19 protein-coding genes and 2 pseudogenes are annotated in these 18,125 nt (G+C 62.8%); 9 read left to right on the top strand and 12 right to left on the bottom strand.

Going from position 1 to position 18,125, the window contains the following annotated elements:
- The first annotated feature begins 10 nt into the window (after positions 1–10).
- Together NKI24_RS02265 and NKI24_RS02260 are read left to right on the top strand one after the other, a co-directional pair.
- Positions 11–217: a hypothetical protein gene (locus NKI24_RS02265; protein WP_352743116.1), complete on the top strand. Its 207-nt coding sequence runs from the start codon at positions 11–13 to the stop codon at positions 215–217.
- Between the two features lie 161 nt (positions 218–378).
- Entirely contained in the window at positions 379–1,398 is a 1,020-nt protein-coding gene (locus NKI24_RS02260; protein WP_352743114.1) for an LLM class flavin-dependent oxidoreductase, read from the top strand.
- A 51-nt stretch (positions 1,399–1,449) separates the two neighbouring features.
- On the opposite strand, the gene NKI24_RS02255 is transcribed toward NKI24_RS02260, so the two are convergent.
- From NKI24_RS02255 to NKI24_RS02245, 3 genes are all read right to left on the bottom strand, one after another.
- Positions 1,450–1,932, bottom strand: coding sequence for an RES family NAD+ phosphorylase (locus NKI24_RS02255; RefSeq protein WP_352449107.1), 483 nt, complete (start codon positions 1,930–1,932; stop codon positions 1,450–1,452).
- The gene (locus NKI24_RS02250; protein WP_352449224.1) at positions 1,929–2,363 is read right to left on the bottom strand and encodes an antitoxin Xre-like helix-turn-helix domain-containing protein; all 435 of its coding nucleotides are present in this window, start codon (positions 2,361–2,363) and stop codon (positions 1,929–1,931) included. The genes NKI24_RS02255 and NKI24_RS02250 overlap by 4 nt, the downstream gene beginning before the upstream one ends.
- 69 nt (positions 2,364–2,432) lie before the next feature.
- Complete coding sequence (locus tag NKI24_RS02245; RefSeq protein WP_352743112.1) at positions 2,433–3,059, bottom strand: CDP-alcohol phosphatidyltransferase family protein; 627 nt, start codon at positions 3,057–3,059, stop codon at positions 2,433–2,435.
- A 237-nt stretch (positions 3,060–3,296) separates the two neighbouring features.
- On the opposite strand from NKI24_RS02245, the gene NKI24_RS02240 reads away from it, so the two are divergent.
- Together NKI24_RS02240 and NKI24_RS02235 are read left to right on the top strand one after the other, a co-directional pair.
- Positions 3,297–3,809 carry a phosphatidylglycerophosphatase A family protein gene (locus tag NKI24_RS02240; RefSeq protein ID WP_352743479.1) on the top strand — a complete coding sequence of 171 codons (513 nt, stop codon included), beginning with the start codon at positions 3,297–3,299 and terminating at the stop codon, positions 3,807–3,809.
- A 79-nt stretch (positions 3,810–3,888) separates the two neighbouring features.
- A pseudogene (locus NKI24_RS02235) lies at positions 3,889–4,961 on the top strand (tartrate dehydrogenase).
- Positions 4,962–5,396: 435 nt separating this feature from the next.
- Here NKI24_RS02235 and NKI24_RS02230 read toward each other — a convergent pair.
- From NKI24_RS02230 to NKI24_RS02215, 4 genes are read right to left on the bottom strand one after another with little or no spacing between them, the layout of a single operon-like run.
- Positions 5,397–6,575, bottom strand: coding sequence for a hypothetical protein (locus NKI24_RS02230; RefSeq protein ID WP_352743110.1), 1,179 nt, complete (start codon positions 6,573–6,575; stop codon positions 5,397–5,399).
- Positions 6,576–6,630: 55 nt separating this feature from the next.
- Positions 6,631–7,638, bottom strand: coding sequence for a succinylglutamate desuccinylase/aspartoacylase family protein (locus NKI24_RS02225; RefSeq protein WP_352576835.1), 1,008 nt, complete (start codon positions 7,636–7,638; stop codon positions 6,631–6,633).
- A gap of 9 nt (positions 7,639–7,647) precedes the next feature.
- A complete protein-coding gene (locus NKI24_RS02220) occupies positions 7,648–7,992 on the bottom strand; it encodes a RidA family protein (RefSeq protein ID WP_352449113.1) in 345 nt (114 codons plus the stop codon).
- 49 nt (positions 7,993–8,041) lie between these two features.
- Entirely contained in the window at positions 8,042–9,361 is a 1,320-nt protein-coding gene (locus NKI24_RS02215; protein WP_352743108.1) for an alanine racemase, read from the bottom strand.
- Between the two features lie 77 nt (positions 9,362–9,438).
- Here NKI24_RS02215 and NKI24_RS02210 point away from each other — a divergent pair, with 77 nt between their 5' ends.
- Complete coding sequence (locus NKI24_RS02210) at positions 9,439–10,380, top strand: amidohydrolase family protein (protein WP_352743106.1); 942 nt, start codon at positions 9,439–9,441, stop codon at positions 10,378–10,380.
- Here NKI24_RS02210 and NKI24_RS02205 read toward each other — a convergent pair.
- Genes NKI24_RS02205 through NKI24_RS02190 form a run of 4 tightly spaced genes read right to left on the bottom strand, consistent with a single transcriptional unit; the run spans position 10,354 to position 14,851 of the window.
- Complete coding sequence (locus NKI24_RS02205) at positions 10,354–11,313, bottom strand: ABC transporter permease (protein WP_352743104.1); 960 nt, start codon at positions 11,311–11,313, stop codon at positions 10,354–10,356. The genes NKI24_RS02210 and NKI24_RS02205 overlap by 27 nt on opposite strands.
- Entirely contained in the window at positions 11,310–12,275 is a 966-nt protein-coding gene (locus NKI24_RS02200; protein ID WP_352743102.1) for an ABC transporter permease, read from the bottom strand. Before NKI24_RS02200 ends, NKI24_RS02205 begins: the two co-directional genes overlap by 4 nt.
- The gene (locus NKI24_RS02195; protein ID WP_352743100.1) at positions 12,272–13,780 is read right to left on the bottom strand and encodes a sugar ABC transporter ATP-binding protein; all 1,509 of its coding nucleotides are present in this window, start codon (positions 13,778–13,780) and stop codon (positions 12,272–12,274) included. Before NKI24_RS02195 ends, NKI24_RS02200 begins: the two co-directional genes overlap by 4 nt.
- An 18-nt stretch (positions 13,781–13,798) precedes the next feature.
- Positions 13,799–14,851, bottom strand: a complete 1,053-nt coding sequence (locus tag NKI24_RS02190; protein ID WP_352743098.1) for an ABC transporter substrate-binding protein — start codon at positions 14,849–14,851, stop codon at positions 13,799–13,801.
- 239 nt (positions 14,852–15,090) lie between these two features.
- On the opposite strand from NKI24_RS02190, the gene NKI24_RS02185 reads away from it, so the two are divergent.
- Positions 15,091–15,891, top strand: coding sequence for an IclR family transcriptional regulator (locus NKI24_RS02185; protein WP_352449120.1), 801 nt, complete (start codon positions 15,091–15,093; stop codon positions 15,889–15,891).
- Between the two features lie 175 nt (positions 15,892–16,066).
- Here NKI24_RS02185 and NKI24_RS02180 read toward each other — a convergent pair.
- Positions 16,067–16,705, bottom strand: a pseudogene (locus NKI24_RS02180) (SDR family NAD(P)-dependent oxidoreductase); the annotation flags it as partial.
- Here NKI24_RS02180 and NKI24_RS02175 point away from each other — a divergent pair.
- The 3 genes from NKI24_RS02175 to NKI24_RS02165 all read left to right on the top strand — a co-directional run.
- A complete protein-coding gene (locus tag NKI24_RS02175) occupies positions 16,645–17,013 on the top strand; it encodes an aldo/keto reductase (RefSeq protein ID WP_352743477.1) in 369 nt (122 codons plus the stop codon). The pseudogene NKI24_RS02180 and the gene NKI24_RS02175 overlap by 61 nt on opposite strands.
- Before the next feature lie 14 nt (positions 17,014–17,027).
- Positions 17,028–17,618, top strand: a complete 591-nt coding sequence (locus tag NKI24_RS02170) for an NADPH-dependent FMN reductase (protein WP_352449121.1) — start codon at positions 17,028–17,030, stop codon at positions 17,616–17,618.
- A 186-nt stretch (positions 17,619–17,804) separates the two neighbouring features.
- Positions 17,805–18,125, top strand: a 321-nt coding sequence (locus tag NKI24_RS02165; protein ID WP_352743095.1) for an NAD(P)-dependent oxidoreductase, incomplete at its 3' end; no start/stop codon positions are given.

Below are 18,125 nucleotides of genomic sequence, written 5' to 3'. Positions count from 1 at the left end.
GCTTCGAAGCATGGTCGCGGAATATATCGACGAGTTCATCATGTTCTGCGCCGGGTTGTGGATGGCTGGCGTCGGCTTCGGATTTCTCGCGGACCCGTTCCAAGCTCGCCCCGGCCAGCAGCAAGCATGGTGGACCAACTTTGGGACTCGCTTCAAATGGATGGGACCGCTGTTGATCCTCATCGCGATAGTGCTCGCGTTCGCGGCACCTTCCTAGGCTCGCGTCCGACGGCAGCTCGGCACGGTCGGCATCGTTGATCAACAACCGCCGATTCAAGCTTTGCGCGTCAAGGCAGGCGGTCATTGGCACCGATTTTGCGATGCTTTGCTGCGCGCCGCAGCATAGTCTGCACCTGGCTCCCCTTTAGGCTGGTTCTCATGAAGAAGATTGGTTTCCTCTCGTTCGGGCACTGGACGCCCTCGCCGCAATCGCAGACGCGGACGGCATCCGACGCGCTTTTGCAGTCCGTCGAGCTGGCCATCGCGGCCGAGGAGCTGAGTGCGGACGGCGCGTATTTCCGCGTGCATCACTTCGCGCGCCAGCTCGCCTCGCCCTTCCCGCTGCTGGCAGCGGTTGGGGCGAAGACCAGCCGAATCGAGATCGGCACGGCGGTGATCGACATGCGCTATGAGAACCCGCTCTACATGGCCGAGGACGCCGGCGCCGCCGACCTAATCGCCGGAGGGCGTCTGCAGCTGGGCATCAGCCGCGGCTCGCCGGAGCAGGTGATCGAGGGATGGCGCTACTTCGGCTACGCCCCGCAAGAGGGCGAGAGCGATGCCGACATGGCCCGCAGACACACCGGAGTGCTGCTCGAAGTGTTGCTGGGCAAAGGCTTTGCGCAGCCCAACCCGCGGCCGATGTTTCCCAACCCGCCCGGCCTGCTTCGCGTTGAACCACACTCGGAGGGCCTGCGCGACCGCATCTGGTGGGGCGCCGCCACCAACGCCACGGCGGAATGGGCGGCGAAGCTGGGGATGAACCTGCAGAGTTCCACGCTCAAATTCGACGAAGGCGGAAAGCCGTTTCACATCCAGCAGGCCGAACAGATCCGGGCTTTTCGTGAGGCCTGGAAGACGGCCGGACACACGCGCGAGCCGCGGGTGTCGGTCAGCCGGAGCATTTTTGCCTTGGTCGACGATCGCGACCGCGCCTATTTCGGCGGCAATGAGAGCGGAGATCAGTTCGGTTACATCGAGGCAGACAGGCGCGCCGTCTTCGGCCGCTCCTATGCCGCCGAGCCGGACATCCTCATCGAGCAGCTAAAGGGCGACGAAGCCATCGCCGAGGCCGATACGCTGCTGCTTACCGTCCCCAACCAGCTCGGGGTCGACTACAACGCCCATGTCATCGAGGCGATTCTGACCCATGTCGCCCCAGGCTTGGCCTGGCGCTGACGAGTTTGAACAATCGACGCCGCAGGCAGGAACCTGCCCCTCCTGACCTGCTCAGGAGCCGAACAGGCGACTGTCCCAATATACGGGTTGATGCAGGCTGGCTGTGATCAAGGCAAACTCCGGATGGGTCGGATTGATCAACACGTTGTTGTCGAGGCGAGCCACGACGTTTGGCACGATCAAGATCGCGCTGCGGCGCTCGACATACCACGTCTCGCCGAATTCCTTGCTCACCTTTGCCGGCATCATATCCCACCCCGGCAGCGACGGCTGCGAAAATATCTCGTAGCTTAGCCCGCGCGGAACCATGATCTGGACGTAGTGCTGGTTGGGCGGCAGTCTGCCGCTGCCGTGCACCAGCTTTTCCAGCAACGCTGTCGAATAGTGCTCGCTGGTGTAAATCACTGGGCTGCCAAGCGTGTTCCAGCGGCCGGGCGCGATCGTCGAGCCCGTCGCGTCAAAGATCGGATAGATGCCGGCAGGATCGCCGATCCTGAAGCACGGCAGCGTCCGATCGAGTATCTGCGCCGTCAAGCGGCAGTGCCGTATTTCAGGCCTGCAAGGATATCGATCACCAGCTCGGCGCCGATCTCGTTTTGGATGACCATTTCGATCGGGCGTCGGTCTTCCAGCATGGGATGAGGTCGAAATAGAAAGTCACGAGCCTGATCTTCGATCTTCCAGACGTCGAGGGCCAAGTCCCATGCACGAGCCACCCGTGCTACCCGCATGCCCTCCTCCGAAGACAGTCGAAGAGCGCCCCTCTTGCGACGTTCATAGGTTGCCTTTGGAACGAGGCGGTATTTGAATTGGGCATCGGCCGGTGCCAGCAATTGTGAGACGCGTTCCAGCGCGCCGATTGGCAATCCGCCTTCAATTCGAGCCATCAGCCCGAATGGCGACCGTGCAGCCGTTTCCTTGGGCGACAGCCCCAGCACGTCGGCTATATTTCCAAATGCTAACATCTCTGCTTCCCATTCATATGAAGCAGCATATAGCCTCACATGAGGCTGAATTCAAGCGTTCTTGCGGTCTCACGGCTGCTTGCCGTCGGCTCGTTTAAGCATCGCAAATGCACGACTGATCCGTTGTAGCGCTGTGGCGTTGGCCAGCACTGCGTACAGCGCGAACCCACCCGCCAGAATCCAGGGCGAAGCCGCGCCCATGGCGGTAGCAACTCCGTCGGCGGCGAGCAGCACGCAAATGAACACCAGACGTTCCATCCGCTCGAAGAAATCCGGCCAACCGTCGTTTTTCACAGGGATTTCCAGCGCCGTCCGCGCCTTGGCGTAACTGGTGAGGATCCCGCCCGCAAATGCGAACATTGCGATCGCCCACAGATCGGCGACCCAGCCGATAGCCGCAAAGACGGCCAATTCGTGATAACGGTCGACGACGGCGTCGAAATAGCCACCGGCCTTGGTGCTCATATTTGTCCGGCGGGCGACCGCACCGTCCAGCGCGTCGAAGGTGAAGGCAAACGCCAGGCAAAGGCCAAAGGCAAGACTTGAATGGTGATAGACATAGGCGGCCGACGACAAGGCGACGAGCACGAGCCCGCTAGCCGTAACCTGGTTCGGCGTCATGCCGATCCCGATCAGCGGAGAGGCGGCCTGCTCCCATAGCGGGTCGATGCGACTTTTCATGAGACCGGCGATCATGGCGGCTCCTCTGATGATGTCGTTTCACCGAGCTTTACCAGCAATTTGCGGGTTTGTTCCACCGTCGCCACCGTTCGACTTGGTCAACGCAGACGGAGAACTGGCTCAGCAACGTTCTCAACCCGCCGCAAACAGCGATTTCTTTTTGGCGGATGCGGCCGGCGGATTAAGGCGCTCGCCAAAGCTGACGGAGCAAATCGACCGGCGGTCTGGCGGCCGCACCCGAACGATGTGACTATGATTGCTTGCCATCCGTCGGAAGCCGGCCGAAACTCGATGCATAAATTTTCACCCAGGTTTGCCTACCTGCTCGCGACCTCTCTTGGCGCGGGATTATCTCCAATATGGCCGGGCACGGTCGGCGCAATGGTTGGAGTGGCTGTTGCCGCGGCTCTGATACCTGCATCGCCTTGGCTGACGGTGCTTGCCTATGCGGCCCTGTTCGCCGTTGGCGTATGGGCGTCATCGCATGTTATCTCCGGTACCGGGACGGAGGATCCGCAGATCGTCGTCATCGATGAGACCTTCGGCGCCGCCGCGACACTTTCCATGCTTCCGATCGACCCACTCTGGTGGGCAGCAGGCTTCCTTGCTTTCCGGTTTTTCGACGTCGTCAAGCCTTGGCCCATCCGTATCATGCATGACAAGGTAAGGGGTGGGGTCGGCATTATGCTGGACGACGCGGCCGCGGCTGTCGTCGCTGGGGCGTTGCTGCTCCTGCTGAACGGTTTGATTGACCATTTGCGGTAATGGGGGCATTCGGCCCCACTGCCAAAGGCCAGCACGATGGTCCATGCGAGTTTAGCGCCACAAGAGGAGGACTGGACCAATGCGAAGCTATAGGATCGCGGCCATTCCAGGCGATGGGATCGGCAAGGAAGTCGTAGCGGCCGGCCTTCGTGCGCTGGCCGCCTGCGCCACGCGCGACGGCGGTTTCAGTCTCGAGGTGCAGCATTTCGACTGGGGCTCGGACTACTACAAGCTCAACGGCGTGATGATGCCCAAGGACGGCGCCGAGCGGCTGAAGGCCTTCGACGCGATCTATTTCGGCGCCGTCGGCGCGCCAGACGTGCCCGACCATCTGACGCTTTGGGGGTTGCGGCTCGCGATCTGCCAGCCCTTCGACCAATACCCCAACGTGCGCCCGACCCGCATCCTGCCCGGTATCGAGAGCCCGCTTCGCGGCGTCACGGCAGGGGATCTCGACTGGGTCATCGTTCGGGAGAATTCGGAAGGCGAGTACGCCGGCCAGGGCGGGCGCTCGCATCTCGGCCTGCCTGAGGAAGTTGCAACCGAGGTCTCGATCTTCACCCGCGCCGGCGTCACGCGCATCATGCGCTATTCGAGATGGCGCGGTCACGGCCGCGAAAGCTGTTGACGGTGGTCACCAAGTCGAACGCCCAGCGTCACGGCATGGTGCTCTGGGACGACATCGCGCATGAGGTCGCGGCTGATTTTCCGGATGTCGCATGGGACAAAATGCTGGTCGACGCGATGACGGTGCGCATGACGCTCAATCCGCGGTCGCTCGACACGATCGTCGCGACCAACCTTCACGCCGACATCCTGTCGGATCTTGCGGCCGCACTTGCCGGATCGATCGGCATCGCGCCGACTGCGAACCTCAACCCCGAGCGGCGGTTTCCGTCGATGTTCGAGCCGATCCACGGCTCGGCCTTCGACATCACCGGCAAGGGCATCGCCAATCCGGTCGGCACGTTCTGGTCGGCGGTGATGATGCTGGAGCATCTCGGCGAGCCGGCTGCCGCGGCGCGCCTGATGCGCGCCATCGAGCGCGTGACGGCGGACGCCTCACTGCACACGCCCGACCTCGGCGGAACCGCCACCACCGACAAGGTCACCGAAGCGGTTTGCACGGCCCTACTCGGCGACAACGAGTAGGAAAAGGAGCAAGCGCCTGGCATCGCTGTCATTCCCAGTGATGGCATCGGCAAGGAAGTCATGCCCGAAGGCGGGAGGCATCCGCACTCGCCGCCGTTCACCGATAGTGTTCGTGCGCCTCCGTGCGGAAACCGAACCCATCAAGTGTTTCGATCAGCACCTGTACAGGATCAAGCACACCGTGCGTTGACCGCCACGCGACAAAGCCGTCCGGCCTGACGAAGGCGGCACCGCCGCTACGTATACTCGGAAGCGTATAAAGACTAAAATACGCTAGAGCGTATAATCTTAGATCCCCATGGACCTTCACAGCCATGCTTTCAGCTTGTCCGGCCGCCGCCGGCCAATGTGACCGAAGCGAATAGTCGGCACGCTCATAAAGCTCCAAGGCAAAGCGAGGTCAGTCCTAGCAGACTGAGGCAACGGATCGGTTTTTCAAACGGATCGTGCGGCACTCAGCCAATCGAGTCGTGCGGCAGGGACAAGGCCGTAATTGTAAAAATTGATGCCGTCGACATCCGGCGCCATCGCAGGTTTCACCTTGGCGGTGAGGATGTCGGGGCCTGCCATTTCCGGATAGAATAGCCGGTAGCCGGCGCCGAGGAACTTTTCCATGCCAAGGGCTGCGCGTCCGGCCGCCATCAGGCTGGCGACATCGCCGGGCTGCATGTCGTAGGCACACAGGATTGCCCCGTCACAGACCTTGCCGAGCGCCGCGAGATCGCAGCCGCCAAGCCAACCGTCTTTCAAATCGATGATGACAACGCGGGTCGCCGGATTGGCCACCTCGCGCAGTTCGGCGACCAGGCTGGTCACCGGTTCGAACCGCCACAGCAGGTAGCCATGGAGTTCCGGCCATGGCAAAAAAGTGTCGAGGCCGCTCCCCGGAAAGTCTGGAAAGCGCCGTTCGGGCACGGCGCGCTCGCAGGTCTCGACGATCCATTGCCCGACGAGCTTGCGCGCTACTTCGCCGTCGACGCCGGCCCCGGCCGCGCGCGCAAGGCAGGACGGACAGAAACATATCGACAACAGAAAATCGTCTTCCGGCGTCAGCCCGACACCATCTTTCTCATGATGGTATTCGTGGGCGAAGCCCATGAAGGACGGGCTTTCAAGCTCGATCCGGTCCGGCCTGTAGCTGTGCGAGATATCGGCGATCAGCGCGCGGACATAAGCGCGCGCTTCTGGATGTGATGGGCAGAGATTGTAGTAGTTGGCATCGCCGAAGGCGTTGCGGGTTACGGCCTGCGGATGAAGCATGCCGAGCCGGGTGTTGTGCAAGCAGACCGTCCAGCACGAAACGCCGAGCCCGCCCACCTCGCGCCGGCGAACAAGGTCGCCAAGCACATCGCCGCCTTCCATGATCACGTCCGCCACCTTGGGCTGGATGGCAAGGTCGGCCCAGTGTGCCGCATCTGGCTTGAAATAGATGGTTCCGTCTTCCGGAAAATAGGCTTTCCGGCGCGGGCTGCGCGGCTGCAGGAACCGGCCAGCGTGATACGAAGTCGCCAGACTGATCATGTTGAGCCCGGCACGCTCGACAAGATCGCGCTCGACCGTCTCCAAGCCCAGATCCTGGACATCCCAAGGATAGGTCCACATGGACAGTTGCATCCCGTTATCCTCAGTCTTGATCCCGACATGGGCGTATGGTCGGGAGGGCTTCTTATCAGTCGACCGGCTCGGCGACCTGCATGAGGCAGTCTCCCGCCTCGCACATCGTGTGCAGCCGGCGCGAAAGCACAATGCCGCTTTCGACGAAGTGCAGGGCTTGCTCGGCGAGGTCGAGCCGTTCGAGGTCGTGGTACCAGCCCGCCAGTTGGCCTGAAGTCACGCTGTCGCCCAGCCTGACTGCCGGCTCGAACCAACCACGGCTTGTGGCATAAAGACCCTGACTGTGCCGAGACAACGAAAGAAGCCGCGTCGGCGCCGAAGGCCCGGTTGCCGGTGCAAGAACCGGCGCCTCAACCACTCCCAAGGCGGCCATCAGGGCGTCGAGTGCGCGGGCGGTAATCTCCATCGTATCGACCGTGACAGTGCCACCGCCGCCGAACTCTCCGCTGACGCCGATGGCGCCGGCCCGGCGCGCCGCACCCATGGATGTCGGTGAGGCCTGGCCGTTGTCGGCCACGAACCCATAGGGCATGCTGAGCGTCCGCATCAGCTCCACACCGCGCCGGTGCCGGTCGGGATCGGTATTGTGCTCGACAAGCGCGGTCGGCAGATGCTCCATCGAGGTGCCGCCAGAATGAATGTCGAAGATGACGTCGTGGCGGGGAAACAGTTCCATCTCCAGGAAATTGGCAAGCCGGCTTGTTGGCGTGCCTGACGGGTCGCCCGGAAAGGCGCGGTTGAGATTGCCGCCGTCGAGTGGCGAGCAGCGCTTTGCGGCGATCACCGCCGGCACGTTCGCCATCGGCAGGATTGTGACGCGACCCTTGATCCGCTTGGGATCGAGCCGGCGCACCAGCTTTGCCAGCGACAGCTCGCCTTCATATTCGTCGCCGTGATTGCCGGCCATCAGAAGGACCGACGGGCCTTCGCCGTTGCGGACAAGGCAGATCGGGACCTTGACCTGGAAATAGGGCGAACGGTCGATCGAAAACGGAATGCTGAGATGGCCGAGTGTCTTGCCGTCCCGGTCGAAGTCGAGCGTATGGCTGAGGCCAGTGTGCATGGCGGCGGCTCAGACAGCTGCGATCGCAGTGACCTCTATGCGGAGGTCGGGATCGGCGAGACGCGCCTCGACACAGGCGCGCGCCGGCAGGCGCGCAGGATCCACCCAGGCATCGTAGATGCTGTTCATGGCATCGAAGTCGGCGATCTGCGGCAGGAAGATATTGATCGCCACTAGCCTCGACTTGCTGCTGCCGGCCTCAACAAGGAGCGCCTCGACCTTGGAGAGCACGTCGTTCGTCTGACCCTCGATGCCGGCCTTGCGGTCGTCTGCCACCTGGCCTGCGATGTGCACAAGGCCGCCATAGACGACCGCCTGAGACATGCGGGAGCCGGACTGGAAGTACTTGATCATATCAGATCCTTTCGAGGTTCTCTTTTTTGGAAGTGGCCGCGATATCTGCTCAGCCGAAATAGGTAGGAAAGGCGTGGCGGACATACCCGGCCGCGTCGGCGCCGAAGATCACGCGATAGCGATCGAGGCAGGTGCAGGGGTGCGAGATGCCGAATTCAACGACGTCACCAACGGCAATATCGTCGCCCGACGCAATTGTCAGGAAGGCGTGCTGGTCGTTGAGCTTGAAGACCTCGGCACGCGCTTTCGGCAGCTGCTTGCCGGCACGAAAGATGGTCACGACCTTCGGAAAGCCCTGGTCGAACGACACGTCGCGCATGCCCATACCGCAGATAGCAAGGCCGGGCTCCGGCCGCGACAGTACCTCGGCCCACAGGCGCAAGGCCGGATGGAAGGAATTTCGTGCGGAAGCACTGACGCCGCCGATCGCAAAACCGTCGCGGGCATCGAGTGCGCCAAGCGACCTGTCGTAGACGCCATGGTCGTGAAAGAAGATGGCGCCGCTGCGCAGCACCAACGTGGCATTGCCGTCCCTGGAGACGAGGGGCGAAAGCGCTGCGACCACCTTGTCGAAGTACACCGAGCCGCCGGCGGTGACGATCAGCGGGGTGTCGCCGCCGACGCGGGCGCGGAGCCGCAGGAACATATCGGCTGTCATTGCCAACAGGGCGGATATCGCCTCATCGGTGCGGCCAGGATCGGCTTGCGCCGCGGCACCTTCGTAGGTTGCGACCCCGGCGATCAGCAGCCGCCCTCCGGCTGCTACAACCGCGTCGGCGATCGCCTCGGCTTCGCCGGTGGTCCGGGCGCCTGCCCTCCCCGCACCAAGTTCGACGAGCACGCGCAATGGCGGCAGCGTCGCATTGGCGCGCCAAGCTTCAGCAAGCGCATTCACGGCGTCGAAAGAGTCGGCAAAAACGTAGAACTCGGCGCTTGGCCAGGCGCCGACAAGGACAGCAAGTCGGTTCGCACCACCTGGTCCGCCGACCTCATTGGCGATGATCAGCCGAGAGAGCCCGGCTCTGAGCATCACTGTGGCCTGCCTTATGTCGGCGACGGTCGTGCCCCATGCTCCGGCCTCGATCAGCGACCGGGCAAGGTCAGGCGCCATCGGGGTCTTGGCATGCGGGGCGATCACGGCGCCCTGTTCTCGCGCATACCCCAGGAACAGGTCACGATTGGCGATGAAGGCCTCCTCGTCGAGGGTCAACACCGGCAACGACATACGTCCATGCGCTGGATGCCAGCGCTCAGATGCGACAAAGCTGCTGTCCAGCCCGAGGGTGCCAGGCGGCACGCCGCGGATACGATCGTCGAGCAGGAAATTTTCACGGGTCGCGAGCGACAGTACGGGTGAGTTTTCGGTCATCCGATGCTAGTCCTTTCGCTTTCGCAGGATGAAGTCCGGATCGATTTCCGATGCCGGCCACACCATGAGAGAGATGCGTGCCAAAGCGTTACTGCGGACCGATCATCGATGCCCACCATCACCTTTGGGATCTCGGCCTCGGCCGCCATCCCTGGCTCACGCCCACGGCTGGCGAACGCGGCGGTCTGGGCGAGCTTGGCCCCTTGCGGCGAAACTACCTTCCTGAAGATTATTTGCGCGACGCCGGCCAGCACAGTGTCGTCGCCACCGTCCATGTTGAAGCCGGTTGGGCTGGGGATGACTGCGTCGGTGAAACGCGGTGGCTTGAAACCCTCGACAAGTCGCGCGGCGTGGCCGCCCGTTATGTCGTTCACGTACCTCTGGCGAACCGCCAAGCGCCGGCGCTGGTCCAGGCGCAGGCGGCATTCGACCGTGTCGTCGGCGTACGCGACATACTGAGCTGGGATCCGGATCCCGCCCGTCGTTTTGCCGCCAGTGACGGCATCATGGACGATCCGGCCTGGCGTGCCGGCCTGTCCCTGCTTGGGCGTCGCCGGCTGGTTTTCGACCTGATGGTATTTCCGCGCCAGCTCACCGGCGCGGCGCGCCTTGCAGCGGCCTTTCCGGACCAGCTCTTTGTTCTCAACCATTGCGGCAGCCCGATCGATCGCGATGCGGACGGGATGCGGGTGTGGCGCGAAGGGCTGCGGCTTTTGTCGGAGCGCGAGAACGTCGCCATCAAGATATCGGATCTGGTCGCCTACGATCATGATTGGACGCTCGACAGCCTAAGGTCGGTTGTCATGCATTGCATCGACTGTTTCGGTACGCGGCGCGCGATGTTCGGCAGCGACTTTCCGGTCGCCGGCCTGCATGCATCGTTCAATGCGGTGTATGACAGCTTCAAGGCCATTGCAGGAGAGCTTTCCGCGGACGAGCAGACGGCACTATTCTATGGCAATGCACGGCGCATTTGTCGGCTGGACGATATGTCATCGGCGGGCCTGCTCTCTGCCTGAGAGAAGCAGCAGCCCCAGGATCAGCGACCCGAACAGGATACTGCGCCAGCCGGGCGATGCGTTGACCACGGTGATCAGCGCCGTGATCGTAACCAGCAGGATGGCGCCGGGGATGGTGCCGGCATAGGTGCCGAGCCCGCCGAGGATCGAGGTGCCGCCAAGCACCACGGCGGCAATCGAGGCGAGCAGATAAGGATCGCCGATACCGACATAGCCTTGTCCGTTCATGCCGAGGACCAACACACCGGCAAGTCCCGCACAGAAGCCGCTGATGCCGTAGACCGCCAGCGTGGTCGAGGCGACCGGAACCCCGGACAGCGCCGCGGCGAGCGGATTGGCGCCCATCGCGAATATCCGGGCGCCAAGGGATGTCGCATGCATCGTGGTCAGAACGATCACTGAAATGACCACCCACAAAAGCACGCCTGCCGGAATACCGACCGGCCGCGCATTGCCGAGCCAGCGGACCAGCGGGTTCTCGGCGGTCACGGCACTGCCGCCGGCGATGATGATCAGCAGACCTTGCAGGAATGTCGCCATCGCCAGTGTCATGATCATTGGATGAACGCGCAACAGCGCCACGCCCAGCCCGTTCACCAGACCGATTGCGCTCGTCAACGTGAGAACTGCAAGAACGGCGGTGAGCCCTGTCGGATCCGCCTGCCACGAAAGCAGCGGCAGGCTGACAGCGCTAACCGTGACGATCGCCGCGACGGAAAGGTCGATGCCGCCGGCAATCACCACGAAAGTTTGGCCCGCCGCGACCAGGCCGATCACCGCGCCCAATTCAACCAAATAGCGCAAATGCCCATAAGCGCCGAAGCCAGGTGAAGCGAAGCTCGCCGCGATCCATACCGCCGCAACTATAGCGATCGTAAGGAAGGGCCGGCTGCGCAGAATCGTCACGGCGCGCCTGCCGCTCCGTGCTGTCATTGCTGCACCTTGCGGAATTGCGGGATGGCTACCGCCCCGATGATGATGAGGCCCTGGGCGACATATTGGGCGACCGGCGTGAAGCCGAGGAAGAACATGACACTGATCATCAGGCTGAGCAGCAGGCTGCCCGCAAGAGCGCCGCGCATGGTACCCTGGCCGCCGAGGAAACCGATGCCGCCGAGCACTGCGGCGGCAATGGAATTCAGCGTGAACGCCGTGCCGATGACTGGATCGCCCGAACCCGTTTGCGCGGCGATGAACAGGCCGGCGCCTGTGCAAAGCAGGCCGCTAATCGCGTAGGCGGCGATCCGGGCACCGTCGATCGGCACGCTGGAGCGGTAGGCGCCGACGGGATTTTCGCCTGCAGCATAGATGCTCAAACCAAGCGGCGTGGCGAGATAGAGTTTCCACAAAAGCACGATGAGTACCAGCAGCACGAATGCCGCCGGCGTGTTGCCGGCAAGCAGGTCCGACAGCCACTCGGGTATGGCGCCGCCCGGCCTCGGCAGGATGAGCAGCGCAGCGCCGCCGATAATGAAGGAGCCAGCGAGCGTCACCACGATCGCCGGCAACCGAAGTTTCACGACGATGAACCCGATCGCGGCACCGATGCCGAGACCGGTCAGCGCCACCGCAGCGGCACCGCCGGCTACGCCCAGCGGCCCAGTCATCGTCGTCGCAGCGATCACCGCGCCCAGGCTGACCATGGCGCCGATGGCCAGGCTTATGCCGCCGGTGAGCATGAGGATCGCCTGGGCCATGGCGACCAGCGCCAGCGGAAACCAGCTCTGGGTGAATTTGGCGAAACCGGACGCTGTCAAGAGGCCGGGAAACAGGGAACCGTAGGCAATGACGAACGCCAGGACCACAGCGAACAGGCTGCGCACGCCGACATTGCGGCGCAGCTGAACCGGCCAGTAGAGCGCGCCGGCTTGGCTTGAGGATGCTACCGTGCTCATGCCGCAACTTTCTGCTGTTCGGCGTCCATTGCGGCGGAAACGATGGCTTCCTCGCTCAGTGCCTCGCGCTTGAGCATGGCCACGATGCGGCCTTCGCGGACCACGCCGACGCGGTCGCAAAGGTGCACCAGTTCGGGTGTGTCGGAACTGAGCAGCACGATCGCCTTGCCGGCGGCGGCGAGTTTGCGAAGCATCATGTAGATCTCACGCTTGGTCTCGACATCGACGCCGCGCGTCGGGTCATTAAGGAGAAGCACAAGCGGCTCGTGTGGCATCCATTTCGCCAGCGCGACCTTCTGCTGGTTGCCACCTGAGAGTGCCTGCGCCGGGCGGTCGAGGTCGCCTTTGATGGCAAGCTGGGCGGCGAGACCCCTTGCCATATCGCGCTCGGCACGCCGGCTGCGCAGCTTCAGCGCCGGCAGCCTTGCGAAGGCGGGCAGCATCATATTGGTGATGATGGGATGGATCAGGTGCAGGCCTTCGCGCTTGCGGTCAGCCGGGACATAAGCGAGGCCGAGCGCATTGGCGTTCGGCACGCTACGGGGCAAACCCGAAACACCGTTAACCGTCGCGGATACCGTCCTGGCGGGGATCGCGCCGTAGAGGCCAAGCAGCAGATCTTCCTGCCCCTGCCCGACCAGGCCGCCAATGCCAAGCACCTCGCCCGTCCTGATGTCGAGATCGACGTCGCGCATCAGGCCGGCCGAAAATTTACGAACCGAGATGGCGTCGGCCGGCGATGGCGAAGGCCGCCATCGTGGAAAGAGATCGCCGGGGTCGCGGCCGACCATCAGCCGTACCAGTCCGGCGGCATCGGTTCCTTCCAGCGAGCAGTCCGCCGTGCAGGTCCCATCCTTGAGCACGGTGACATGCTCGCACAGCGTCATCACCTCGTTCAGTCGGTGTGAGATGTAGAGAATAGCGATGCCCTCGCCCCGAAGCCTCTCCAGCAGGTCAGTGAGGATTTTTGTCTCAGTTGCCGATAGCGATGAGGTGGGTTCGTCGAGAATGAGCACGCGCGGCCGGCGGTAAAGCGCCTTGGCGATCTCCACCATCTGCCGGCGGCCGAGGGACAGGTGCCCCACCGGCGTAGACAGCGGTTCGTAAAGCCCGACAAGATCGCATGCGGCCCTGGCCCGGACGGCAAGCTCGTTGTAGTCGATCAAGCCGAACCGCTTGGGATAGGCACCGAGCCCGATGTTTTCGGCAATGGACAAGCTGGCCGTCAGGCTGAGTTCCTGCTGGACAACGGCGATCCCGGCCTGTCGCGCATGAGCGGGGGTCATGCGCGAGACCGGGCGCCCATCGACCTCGATCGCCCCGCCGTCCGGGCGCAAGGCGCCGGACAAAAGGTTGATCAGTGTCGACTTACCTGCGCCGTTCTCGCCCAGCAGCGCATGCACGCGGCCCGGCTGGAGAGCGATTGAAACGTTGCGCAGAACGGGGTTGCCGAAAAAGGACTTCGACACCCCCAGCGCGGCGAGAAGCGGAGCCGTGGTTGTCAATGCTACAACCCTTCAGGCTTATTTCTGGGCCAGCAGCTTCTTGAATAGATCCTCATCGTACGGCGAATAGATGTAACCGTCAGCCGGGAAATCCTTCGCCCGGGCGAGGTATTCGTCGATGTTGGAATTGTCGATCACCGGCAACGGGATCTTGACGAAAGCCGGCACTTCCTCGCCCTCCAGTGCCTGGACGGCGGTGTAGGTGGCGAAGGCGCCGAGCCAGTTCGGCTGCATCGTCGCCCAGCTCTTCAGGCCCTTTTCCTTCCACAGTTCGAGAAACTGGCGCGCATTCTCGCCGGTGATCGGCACCTGGTCGCGGCCCTGCTTGTCGAGCGCGAGCACGGCGCCCGCCGACAACGCGCCGCCCAGCGACAGGATGCCGTCGATTTCGGGGTTGGCGAAAAGCAGGCTGGTCACGGCCTCCTGGGCGGGCGCGACATTGTAGGCCGTGTTCGTCTCGGCAAGCACCTTCACATCGGGATGGGCCTTAAGTTCGGCATCGGCGCCTTTGCGCCGGTCGTTGCTGACCGAAACGCCGGCTGGGCCATTGAGGATGAGGATCTTGCCCTTGCCGCCGATGGCGTCGATCAGGAACTTGGCCGCCTGATCGCCCCACTGTGAGGAATCGGTGTTGACCTTGGCGGTCACCTGGTCGGTATCGACGAGGCTGTCGAAGTTGATGATGGCGATGCCCTTGGCGCAGGCGTCCGCCAGCACGCGCGCCGGCGCGGTCGACGAACCAGCGATCAAGATGATGGCATCGACATCGGAATCGATCATCGACTGGATCTGCTGAATCTGGACGTTGGCGTCGCCCTGGGCATCGGTCACGACGAGTTTGTCGACCAAGCCTTGCTTCTTCAAAGTCTCGACTTCGGCTTCGATCGTGCCCTGTGTCTGCTTCATCCAGGTCGGCACTGAATAGATATTGGCCCAGCCGATCGTATATGGCGCTTTGCGATCGCCCTTGATGCATTTAGCGGCGGCGTTGGCCTGCGACCCGGCGCCGAGGCTGAGGAGAAGGCCGAGGCAAAGGGCACTGGCGGATGCGAAAAACGATGATTTCGTCATGATTGTTCCCTTCTGAAGTTATGCCTGGACGTGCGGGATCGGGACGAGAAAACCCGCCGGTTGCCGCATCGGAAACCGCCCGTTTTTCTCGTCAGGACTTACTGCGCCTGGCTCGTTATTGTCCGATATTTCAGACAACAGGCCTGTATATCGGACAAATGGGATGCTAGACTGAGCCTTGACATCTTTCAAGCGTCTTGAGACGAGGGCCGAATGATTTTTGCGCGGGTGCGGCCTACATGAGCGATAGCGTCACTGGTCTAATTGAAACGGAAGCCGGCGCCGAGCCGCGCAATGGCGAACGGCGTCGCGGGATCGACCGCGTCATCATGCTACTCGAGGCCCTTCTGCGGCACCGCGCGCCGATGCGCGTCGGCGACATGGCCAAGATGATCGGCGCGCCGCGTTCAACCACTTATGAAATCGTCAACAGTCTGCTTGAAGCCGAAATGCTCGAAAATGTCGGAACGGAAGGCTATGTCTATTTCGGAAAGGCGATGCATCTGTTCGGCTGGGCCTACTCACATCATAATGCCCATTACCGGCGCATCATCGAAACCCTGGACAGACTAGGCGCGGAGACGGGCGAGACCGTCCAACTGTGCGGCTTGCGCGGGACCAAATATGTCGTCCTTGATTGCCGGGACTCGCCTGGCCCGTTCCGGATTTCAAGCGATGTCGGAGTCGAGGTGCCGATACCGTGGACGGCGTCCGGAAGGCTGCTGCTCGGCCATATGAGCGAGCACGAAATACGGGACTTCATTCCGCCTGGCGACTACACGCTTCCCGACGGCCGCGTCATTGCGCCAGCCGAGTTCTTCGGCGATGTCGCTCTGGCGCGCCAGCAAGGTTTCAGCGAGACCGCTGCACTGGCAGACCGTTTCACCTGGTGCATGGCCGCGCCCATCCGCGATGGCAACGGGGCCATCAACAAGACGCTTTGTTTCGTGTTGCCCGTCGATACGCCGGAAGCGCGGCGCAGCGAATTGCTCGCCCTGCTATGCGAGCGCGCCAGTGGGTTGTCGCTCGCGGGAAGCTAGTAAAAAATCGGCGCGCGAAGGTCCGGGGTAGGTTCCGTTCGTTCAGCCGCAGCAGCGAAGCCCGAAACTGGTACTCCGGTGAGTATGGCAAAGGCGGCAGCGCGCTCCTGCTATCAGATCATCGGATATTCGATCGGAAAGATCGGCAGTCGGCTTCGGCCTGGTTCAGACCTGCCTACGGAGTGTCGCCGACCATGCCTGAGAACAGCACCGAACCGCGCTGATCGAGAAGAGAAAGCGAAGTGAAGTCCAGTATCGAGAGCCCTCCGTCGGCGATCAGGGTTTGGCCCGTGACGAACGAAGCTTCATCACTCGCCAGGAACGCCACCGCCGCAGCGATTTCGGCCGGCGTTCCCATTCGGCCCAATACGCTTGGCGCCACCGTCCAATCGCCGGCGCTGCCCGACGCGGGCGTCGTTAGGTCGGTTTCGGTGGCAATCCAACCGGGGCTGACGCAGTTTGCTCTGATCCCGTGCGGAGCACCCTCGATGGCCAGCGATCGCGTGAGCGCTTCGACGGCCGCCTTGGCGACGCAGTACAGGCCCCAATTGCCGTGCAATGTGGCCGTGGACGATATGTTGACAATCGCACCTCCGCCTGAATCCCGCAGCAGCGGCAAGGCGTAGGATGATACAAAATAGGTGGAGTCCAGGTTGGCGCCGCGCACCTTGTCCCATCTCGCGCCGGGACGATCGCCTAGTTCAATTCCGCTTCGGCGCGAACCGGCGCCTGCATTGTTGACGACGACACTCAATCGCCCCCATTGGCCGATTAGGCCGATCAGGTCCTCTACTTGACGTTCCTCCGACAGATCGCACGGGAAAAGCGAGCGTCACCTTCAAGCGCCTTTCCGGCGAAAAGCTTACCCGCAACCTGGCGTTCGCCGGTGCCTTAATACCGATCGCCGAGCGTCACAGCACGAGCGTTGCCGCGGTTGCGATCGCCTGGACGCTGGCCTGGCCGGGGGTGACGGGTGCGATCGTCGGCGCGCGCAGCCCGGCTCAGGTGGATGGCTGGCTCGACGCGGCAAGCCTGGAATTGACCGGGCGGGATTTGGCCGAGATCGCTGCCGCCATTGAAGCGACCGGCGCCGGCTCGGGCCCGTTGCAGTCCGAAAAGTAATTGTACCGGTGACGATGATAGCAGCACGTAGTCAGGCGCGGCTCCTCGGCTTGCCGGGGAGCCTGCGCCGAGGCTCTTACTCCCTTGCTGTCCTGCGAGGCCTGCAGCCGGCGCTCAGTTCGGCGGTTGATCTCCAAATCGGCGATCTGCGGCTACCTCTTTACGAACAGGACGAAGACGGACCGTCGACACCGCAGACGGTGCAGGCGTTCAGGCAAGCCGTTGCGGAAAGCGACGGGATCGTAATCGCGACGCCGGAGTACAATCACGGCATCCCAGGCGTCCTCAAGAACGCGCTTGACTGGGCGTCGAGGCCACTCGGTCGGTCGGCGTTGACCGGCAAAGCGGTGCTCGTCATCTCCGTGTCGCCGGCCTTTACCAGCGGCGGTCGTGCTCAGGCACAGGCCAACGAGACGCTGCTCGCCATCCAGTCACGTCCCGTTCTCGGTCCGCAGGTCGTCATCGGCAACGTTGCCGACAAGATCAGGGATGGACGATTGACCGACGAGCCCAGCCTGCGCTTCGCCTTATCGGCGATCGATCGCCTGATCGCCCTTTGCCCAGCTGGTCATCAGGCCGAGTATGCGCAACCGTCGTTGAGCTGAGTCGAGATAATTTCCGAAAGTGCACTGCATGTTGGCAACCGCACGGTGATGGAGCACGTTCCAACGGGAACCGTATACCGCAAGACCTCAAGCCCAGAAGATCCAGCCAACCCGAGCGTCTGGATCGGGCGGATCGGCACGAGTGAGAAACGCGCGTTTCGCGACCCGCATGGAAAGGAGAACATCATGGATGTCGGCTTCATCGGACTGGGGCACATGGGGGCCGGAATGGCCACGAACATTCTCGAGGCAGGACATGCCATGACCGTCTACAACCGAACGCCGGGCAAGGAGGATGTCCTCGTCCGCAAGGGTGCGCGATCGGCGGCCAAACTTTCAGAAGCCTGCCGCGGCGAGGCAGTCGTCACTATGCTGGCAGACGATCACGCGGTCGAAAGCGTGGTCTATGGCGATGGCGGCTTGCTCGCGACCCTTCGCACAGGAGCGACACACATCTCCTTCAGCACGATCAGTGTCGCTCTGTCGGAGCGCATGGCGGCCGATCAT

The sequence above is a fragment of the Mesorhizobium sp. M0701 genome, assembly GCF_040320365.1.
Classification (GTDB): domain Bacteria; phylum Pseudomonadota; class Alphaproteobacteria; order Rhizobiales; family Rhizobiaceae; genus Mesorhizobium.
Note: the sequence above shows the minus strand (reverse complement) of the source record. Positions and strands in the feature narration are given on the sequence as shown.

Bases quoted from the DNA above. Each gene is read 5' to 3' on its own strand.
- NKI24_RS02265 (WP_352743116.1), top strand. From the start codon at position 11: ATGGTCGCGGAATATATCGACGAGTTCATCATGTTCTGCGCCGGGTTG.
- NKI24_RS02205 (WP_352743104.1), bottom strand. From the start codon at position 11,313: ATGACAGCACGGAGCGGCAGGCGCGCCGTGACGATTCTGCGCAGCCGG.
- NKI24_RS02190 (WP_352743098.1), bottom strand. From the start codon at position 14,851: ATGACGAAATCATCGTTTTTCGCATCCGCCAGTGCCCTTTGCCTCGGC.
- NKI24_RS02240 (WP_352743479.1), top strand. From the start codon at position 3,297: ATGATTGCTTGCCATCCGTCGGAAGCCGGCCGAAACTCGATGCATAAA.
- NKI24_RS02250 (WP_352449224.1), bottom strand. From the start codon at position 2,363: ATGTTAGCATTTGGAAATATAGCCGACGTGCTGGGGCTGTCGCCCAAG.
- NKI24_RS02200 (WP_352743102.1), bottom strand. From the start codon at position 12,275: ATGAGCACGGTAGCATCCTCAAGCCAAGCCGGCGCGCTCTACTGGCCG.
- NKI24_RS02230 (WP_352743110.1), bottom strand. From the start codon at position 6,575: ATGCAACTGTCCATGTGGACCTATCCTTGGGATGTCCAGGATCTGGGC.
- NKI24_RS02215 (WP_352743108.1), bottom strand. From the start codon at position 9,361: ATGACCGAAAACTCACCCGTACTGTCGCTCGCGACCCGTGAAAATTTC.
- NKI24_RS02185 (WP_352449120.1), top strand. From the start codon at position 15,091: ATGAGCGATAGCGTCACTGGTCTAATTGAAACGGAAGCCGGCGCCGAG.
- NKI24_RS02260 (WP_352743114.1), top strand. From the start codon at position 379: ATGAAGAAGATTGGTTTCCTCTCGTTCGGGCACTGGACGCCCTCGCCG.
- NKI24_RS02245 (WP_352743112.1), bottom strand. From the start codon at position 3,059: ATGATCGCCGGTCTCATGAAAAGTCGCATCGACCCGCTATGGGAGCAG.
- NKI24_RS02220 (WP_352449113.1), bottom strand. From the start codon at position 7,992: ATGATCAAGTACTTCCAGTCCGGCTCCCGCATGTCTCAGGCGGTCGTC.
- NKI24_RS02170 (WP_352449121.1), top strand. From the start codon at position 17,028: ATGATAGCAGCACGTAGTCAGGCGCGGCTCCTCGGCTTGCCGGGGAGC.
- NKI24_RS02225 (WP_352576835.1), bottom strand. From the start codon at position 7,638: ATGCACACTGGCCTCAGCCATACGCTCGACTTCGACCGGGACGGCAAG.